General features: G+C 43.1%; 8 protein-coding genes and 1 tRNA gene. 3 read left to right on the top strand and 6 right to left on the bottom strand.

The features are described 5' to 3' along the window. Positions 1–174: 174 nt before the first annotated feature. Positions 175–1,437, top strand: a complete 1,263-nt coding sequence (gene purD / locus NJ959_RS24025) for a phosphoribosylamine--glycine ligase (RefSeq protein WP_254014275.1) — start codon at positions 175–177, stop codon at positions 1,435–1,437. Positions 1,438–1,609: 172 nt separating this feature from the next. Next, entirely contained in the window at positions 1,610–3,616 is a 2,007-nt protein-coding gene (gene nblS / locus NJ959_RS24020; protein ID WP_373693706.1) for a two-component system sensor histidine kinase NblS, read from the top strand. Between the two features lies 1 nt (position 3,617). Here the strand turns inward: nblS and NJ959_RS24015 are convergent, their stop codons facing one another. The 5 genes from NJ959_RS24015 to NJ959_RS23995 form a co-directional block, all read right to left on the bottom strand. Continuing rightward, positions 3,618–3,917 (bottom strand): hypothetical protein, encoded by a 300-nt coding sequence (locus NJ959_RS24015; RefSeq protein ID WP_254014273.1) that lies wholly within the window; start codon positions 3,915–3,917, stop codon positions 3,618–3,620. Next, entirely contained in the window at positions 3,898–4,401 is a 504-nt protein-coding gene (locus NJ959_RS24010; RefSeq protein WP_254014272.1) for a hypothetical protein, read from the bottom strand. The genes NJ959_RS24015 and NJ959_RS24010 overlap by 20 nt, the downstream gene beginning before the upstream one ends. 98 nt (positions 4,402–4,499) lie before the next feature. Next, positions 4,500–4,721, bottom strand: coding sequence for a type II toxin-antitoxin system HicA family toxin (locus NJ959_RS24005; RefSeq protein ID WP_254014271.1), 222 nt, complete (start codon positions 4,719–4,721; stop codon positions 4,500–4,502). Next, positions 4,718–4,924: a type II toxin-antitoxin system HicB family antitoxin gene (locus NJ959_RS24000; RefSeq protein ID WP_254014270.1), complete on the bottom strand. Its 207-nt coding sequence runs from the start codon at positions 4,922–4,924 to the stop codon at positions 4,718–4,720. Before NJ959_RS24000 ends, NJ959_RS24005 begins: the two co-directional genes overlap by 4 nt. 75 nt (positions 4,925–4,999) lie before the next feature. Then, positions 5,000–5,071: transfer RNA gene (locus NJ959_RS23995), tRNA-Val, on the bottom strand. Positions 5,072–5,074: 3 nt separating this feature from the next. Here NJ959_RS23995 and NJ959_RS23990 point away from each other — a divergent pair. After that, complete coding sequence (locus tag NJ959_RS23990; RefSeq protein WP_254014269.1) at positions 5,075–5,692, top strand: metal-binding protein; 618 nt, start codon at positions 5,075–5,077, stop codon at positions 5,690–5,692. A 235-nt stretch (positions 5,693–5,927) separates the two neighbouring features. On the opposite strand, the gene NJ959_RS23985 is transcribed toward NJ959_RS23990, so the two are convergent. Then, positions 5,928–6,564 (bottom strand): phycobiliprotein lyase (locus tag NJ959_RS23985; RefSeq protein ID WP_309242706.1); only part of this gene is annotated, 637 nt, incomplete at its 5' end.

Genomic DNA, 6,564 nt, shown 5'->3' with positions numbered 1-6,564 from the left:
GGGGGTAAAAACTTTGTCAAAAAACGAGTATCTTTGCCAAAGTGGGATGCTCCCGCAAAGCATCAATCCGTAGGGTGCGTTATGCTTTGCTAACGCACCATTACCAGTAGATGTAATGTCGGCTATTAAGTCCTATAACTGTAACTTTCAATTGTTCTGGAGCAAGAAGCAAAAGTGAAGATTTTGGTGATTGGCTATGGAGGAAGGGAACACGCCCTCGCCTGGAAACTCTTGCAATCTAAACGGATTCAGCAGGTTGTGTGCATTCCTGGTAATGGTGGCACAGCAACATTACCCCGTTGCCAGAATCTTTCCCTACGGGTTGATGATTTTGAGGGAATGGCGCGGTTTGCTCTAGTCCATAATATTTCATTAGCCATTGTCGGTCCGGAAATGCCCTTAGCATTAGGTATCACCGACTACCTCCAAAGTAAAGGGTTAATGGTGTTTGGGCCAACCAAAGAAGGGGCACAGCTTGAGGCGAGTAAGTCTTGGGCGAAAACTTTAATGGAGTCGGCAGGGATTCCCACCCCTAAGTTTGCCAGATTTACAGATGTTACCTCAGCCACTGCCTTTGTCGGGAAACAGGGCGCACCCATTGTCGTCAAAGCTGATGGTTTGGCAGCGGGCAAAGGCGTGACAGTCGCTTCCACCGTTGAAGAAGCCGTCGCCGCTGTTGACTTTCTCTTCAAAAATAACTTTAATGCCGTTATCGTTGAAGAATGTGTGACAGGACAAGAAGTGTCAGTATTGGCATTAACAGATGGGGTGACTGTTCGCCTATTACCCCCTGCACAAGACCACAAGCGGATTGGGGAAGGGGATACCGGAGAAAATACTGGAGGTATGGGCGCTTATGCTCCAGCACCCCTAGTCACACCTCAATTAATGGCACGAATTGAGAAAGAAATCCTCCAACCCACAGTTGACGCACTGCGGCAACGAGGCATCGATTATCGCGGTGTCATCTATGCCGGATTAATGATTACTCCCCAAGGGAATCCCACAGTACTGGAATTTAATTGTCGCTTTGGTGACCCGGAAACACAAGCTATCCTACCTTTACTGGAAACTCCCCTAGAGGATTTAATCTTAGCTTGCGTCCAAAAGAAACTAAATGACTTGCCACCGATTAGCTGGAAATCAGGGGCAGCAGCTTGTGTCGTAGCCGCCGCGCAAGGGTATCCAGGTTCCTATAAAAAAGGTAACCCAATCTCCGGCATTGAACAAGCTCAGGCAAAGGGTACTATGGTATTCTCTGCCGGGACTAGACTCAAAGAGCAACAACAAGTCACCGATGGGGGGCGTGTCTTGTCGGTAGCCGCGACAGGGGATACCTTGGCAGGCGCGATCGCACAAGCTTATTCTGGAATGAATTGTATTGAATTTGAGGGAATGTACTATCGTAAAGATATCGGTCATCGCGCGAATAAATAAGTGTTGAGTGTTGAGTTTTGAGTGTTGAGTTTTGAATTAAGATTTTTAACTCAATACTCAACCATCAAAACTCAACACTTTATCCAATAGTTTTGAATTAATATTTTTAGCTCAAAACTCAAAACGGACTTCGTCCCGCTTCGCTAACAAAACTCAAAACGTTTTACCAACTTTGTTCGCTTTACTAAAAATCCTAAGAGAAATAATTGCCCATTGGTGGTCAGAGTTCACACTCCAGACGAGATTGATGGCGGCGGCTACTTTAGTAGTCTCCTTATTCATGAGTGGATTGACTTTTTGGGCGGTGAACACCATTCAACAAGATGCGAGAATTAATGATACTCGCTTCGGAAGAGACCTAGCTTTATTGTTAGCCTCCAATGTCGCCCCCTTAATTGCAGAAGATAATCTCACAGAAGTCGCTAATTTTTCTAACCGTTTCTATAGCAGTACCTCCAGTGTCAGCTACATGCTCTATGCTGACGAGGATGGCAGTATTTTCTTTGGCATTCCCTTCTCTCAACCGGAGGTTCACAACGCCCTTAGTATTCAACGGCGGATTGAACTACCCGAAGATTATGCTAAAAATGCTGAATTGCCGATGGTGCGGCAGCATATCACCCCAGATGGAGAAGTGACTGATGTCTTTGTCCCCCTCACCCACGAAAATCATTATCTGGGTGTTTTAGCCATTGGCATTAATCCAAATCCTACTGTAGTTGCTTCTTCTAATTTAACTAGGGATGTGACTATTGCTGTGTTTATCTCCATCTGGGTAATGGTGATTTTGGGTGCGGTATTTAACGCATTAGTTATTACCAAACCTATTCAGGAATTACTTAGAGGTGTGAAAAATATTGCCGCTGGCAACTTCAAACAGCGAATTGATTTGCCTCTCGGAGGAGAACTCGGAGAACTTATTTTCAGCTTCAACGAGATGGCAGAACGTTTAGAAAGCTATGAAGAGCAAAATATTGAGGAATTGACTTCTGAAAAAGCCAAACTAGAAACCTTAGTTTCGACAATTGCTGATGGTGCTGTATTACTAGATACTAATTTAAAAATAATTTTAGTCAACCCAACTGCCAGACGGATTTTTGGCTGGGAGAGCAGTAATATTACAGGAGAAACAGTCCTGGATCATTTACCAAGATCTGTCAGTATGGAGCTAACGCGACCTCTTCATCGCATTGCCAGGGAAATACCTCAAGATTCGGAACGCGATTCTAAAGAAGGTGAAGAATTCCGGATTACCCTCGACAAACCAACTCCCCGCAGTGTCCGCATTCTCCTAACTAGAGTTCTAGATCAATACCGTGAGAATATTAAGGGTATTGCCATGACGGTGCAAGATATTACTCGCGAGGTGGAACTTAATGAGGCAAAAAGTCAGTTCATTAGTAATGTTTCCCACGAACTGAGAACGCCTTTATTTAATATCAAATCTTTTATCGAAACCCTCCACGAATACGATGAAGACCTCACTCAACAGCAGCGTCAGGAGTTTCTAGAAACAACAATTAGGGAAACGGATCGTTTAACTCGTCTGGTTAATGATGTTCTAGATTTATCAAAACTTGAAGCTTGTAGAATTCATCACCTCGAACCCGTAGACATTGCTCAACCCATCGAGCAAACCCTCAGAACTTATCAGTTAAATGCCCGCGATAAAGGGATTGAACTTATTCAGGAAATTGAAGCAAATGTGCCATCGGTTTTAGGAAATTACGATTTGTTACTCCAAGTCTTGGCTAACCTGGTTGGTAACTCTATGAAATTTACAGAATCAGGTGGCAAAGTAGTAATTCGTGCCTATTTACTAGAAGCAAGTATAGCTCATAATGAGCAGGATAATCATAAAGAAAGCCGTAAGGTAAGGCTGGAAATTTCGGATACGGGCATTGGGATTGAGCAGGAAGATCAAGAAGCGATTTTCGATCGCTTTTTCCGGGTAGAAAACCAAGTCCATACCCTAGAAGGTACGGGATTGGGGCTTTCTATTGTCAGAAATATTATTGAAAAGCATCATAGTAAAGTTAACTTAGTCAGTGAAGTTGGGGTTGGCACAACTTTCTGGTTTGACTTGGAGACTTGTGAGGAAAAACTTAGATCCCACTTATCGTCAGGAGAGATTGATGTGGGAATAGATAATGAGTCTAGTACTATTAGTTTGATTTAAGCTAAGTATCAGATGGATTTAAAATTCCTTTCTCTTGTAGAATATCTTCATACATCTCCCGATTGAGAGGACAGTCTACGAAATTGAGAAACTCAGTTTTTGTTAAAAAGCATTGTTTTGCCATCTGCCTTAAGATATTATCAGGAATGTCTTTAATCTTTTTAGAGTGACTTGTTTTGGTTTTAGCTGTTGTCTTTTTTCCATCCGTGGTGAAATAGATAAAATAATGATGATCCTTTTCTGTTTTTTGAAATCCCTTGGCTAATAAGGCAGATTCTACTTTACTTTTGGGACGCGGCATTCTCTACCTCTTCAATAGTTGCTAGCAGTTTTGCTTGCAAAGTCAGTGCATCTGTGGCTAGTTCATCTGTGGTGACAGCATACTCTTCCCAAAGCATGGCAAGTTGTTCGTTAATTTCGTCAATTAAGTCTTCGCGGGTATAAGAAAAGACGTGAAGACCAATTTCCGGCTCTTCTACAACATAAAGCTCTTCGGTGTCGTCATCCATTTTTGGGGTGAGAAGAAGCGGCGTTTTTAAGTGTAGTTTTTTGTTATGCCAAGGAATTTCTCTAATCAGAATAGGAGAAAGATTTATTTGTTCTCTCGGTATGACATCGGTTAATTTAATCGGATCTTCATCACGAGGTGGGGTAAATTGTCCTGTAACCTGAATTTTCTCTTGCTCATCTTGGAGTTCCGCTAGAAGACGAGTAGCGATAGCATCTTGCCGCTCATCTGGGAGTTTTTCAATTTCTGCGATGACACGGCGAAGCAATTCAGTCATAAAAATTCCTCGATATTGGAAACCCCATGTCTTTAGACTGGGGATGAAAACAAGTTAGCGATCAACTCTGGCTGGTGTACAACGGTGAAGGACCAACCCTACAGTAATGTAATGAACTCCTCTATACTCAAATCAGCATCTCGAATAATTGCCCGTAACGTACCTTTGGATAACTCCTGATGATCTGGCACAACTACTTGAGCGAACGGATCGTTTCGTCGCAGAATGACGTGACTGCTTTCCCTCCGCTTTTGGTAAAAACCTACCTTTTGCAGGGCTTTGACACAATCTCTTCCTGAAATGCTAGGTAGCTTACTCACACAACCACCAGAAATGTTTCAAAATTATCTTCTGGAATCGGCAAGCCATCCTCCTCCAAGGCAGCAACGTAACCTGTAATAGCCTCTTTGATATTAGAAAGGGCTTCCTCTTTAGTCTTTCCCTGGCTAACACAACCTTTGAGGCTTGGGCATTCTACCACCCAGTAGCCATCTTCATCCCGATACAGGATTACCTGCCTCATACTGCACTTTACACTCAAAAACTGTGTCTTGTAACGATAACTGTCCTCAATTGTAGCAATTGAGCTTATTTAATATGGGCAGTACTGGTCTCGAACCAGTGACATCTTGCTTGTAAGGCAAGCGCTCTACCACTGAGCTAACCGCCCGGTATGATATTTAGAATAGCACAAAATTATCAAAAAATGCCATCCGGTCGAACACACGATCGCATAACTCTCTGGAATCTGCCCGCAGTAACGGTTTTAAGCCTATTTGTCACCAAAAGTAGCGAGCTAACTTTAATCGTATCGGGGGGGTTTCTCTTTAGCGGGCTGATGCTAAGTCCAGATTTGGATCTCAATTCGCTCCCTTTCAAGCGCTGGGGTTGGCTCCGGTGGATTTGGATTCCTTACCAAAAACTGGTGCGCCACCGCTCGATTTTTTCTCACGGGCTGGTGATTGGTACTACTTTGCGCATCCTTTATCTGGCGTTTTGGGCAATGGTGGTGGGGGGATTGGGGGTAATGGTCATCGCACTTTTGGGCTATACTCCTTGGAGTTGGCAAGATTTGGCTCCTCAGATAGCGCGATCGCAATTTCAGTATCGCCAAGAGTATATTGCTCTATTTTTAGGTTTAGAATTAGGGGCAATTGCCCATATTGTGAGTGACTGGACAACTTCCACTTACAAAAAACTGCTCAAAGGCTCCCAAAAGAGCCAGCGTACCCGTAAGGTATTACCAAAAAAGAAGAAAAAGACTCAGCGCCAATCTCGCCATCGTCCATAATGTTGCTTTAGAAGTTATCCTCTTTAAATAGTCACCGTTTCCTTTTCCTCAACCTTATTTTCCTGACTTTGAAGCTGTTGGAACTCCTTTAGTAAATTAAAAAAACGCTCAAACCTGATGCTTAGGATTTATTGCAAGTCTTACATTGTCTAATAAAGTCATAACTTTCAATTAGTAACAGATTTTAGATTAGCAATCGGCTAGGCTTGTCCTAGCCGAGCTATATCTCCCCCTTCTAACTATAAAATCTGATGGCACTGGGAGTTTCTTCTACTTTCTGGGGCGGTGAGGCAGCACCTAAGCGAATTTCCGAACAAAGGGAAGCTTGGTTGAAACCATCACTATTCTTGAGGATATTGGTACGCATTCGCAAATTGGGGCTGGCAAACCAAATCCGATCTTCAGAATACATTGTTTCATCCTCTGCAATTAGGGTTAAAATATCATCCCTGCCAAGGGCGTAGCGACTGACAACAGCAGTTTTTTTACCATAGCCCATTGAGCGCAATAACTTCCCTTGATGAGGTTTGTCTGAGTCTGGGATTAGTACCAGAACATTTGCACCACGTTGTTGTTGCTGGGTTTTATCCCAAACTATCGTGCCATCCCAAGTAATCTTAGTCCCACACAAAGCCAGTTTTGGATCGATGTGGTACTGTTGACAGAGTTTAATTACCTCTGGATCGTCAGCCGCCAGCATTTCCATCACTATCGTTGACTTACCATTCTCTGCTTGCCTAAACTCTAGATGCTGACTGGTTCGTTGAGAAAACCATTTTCCTGCACTCTGCTCAAAAAACTCTTTAATATCCATCTTAAGAGATATGACGTTAACAAATTGTTCTGATTTTATCGTTCTATTGCATCTGGAC

This window comes from Limnofasciculus baicalensis BBK-W-15, from assembly GCF_024178385.1.
Classification (GTDB): Bacteria; Cyanobacteriota; Cyanobacteriia; order Cyanobacteriales; family Coleofasciculaceae; genus Limnofasciculus; species Limnofasciculus baicalensis.
Note: the sequence above shows the minus strand (reverse complement) of the source record. Positions and strands in the feature narration are given on the sequence as shown.

Bases quoted from the DNA above. Each gene is read 5' to 3' on its own strand.
- NJ959_RS24015 (WP_254014273.1), bottom strand. From the start codon at position 3,917: ATGCCGCGTCCCAAAAGTAAAGTAGAATCTGCCTTATTAGCCAAGGGA.
- NJ959_RS24010 (WP_254014272.1), bottom strand. From the start codon at position 4,401: ATGACTGAATTGCTTCGCCGTGTCATCGCAGAAATTGAAAAACTCCCA.
- NJ959_RS24000 (WP_254014270.1), bottom strand. From the start codon at position 4,924: ATGAGGCAGGTAATCCTGTATCGGGATGAAGATGGCTACTGGGTGGTA.
- NJ959_RS23990 (WP_254014269.1), top strand. From the start codon at position 5,075: ATGATATTTAGAATAGCACAAAATTATCAAAAAATGCCATCCGGTCGA.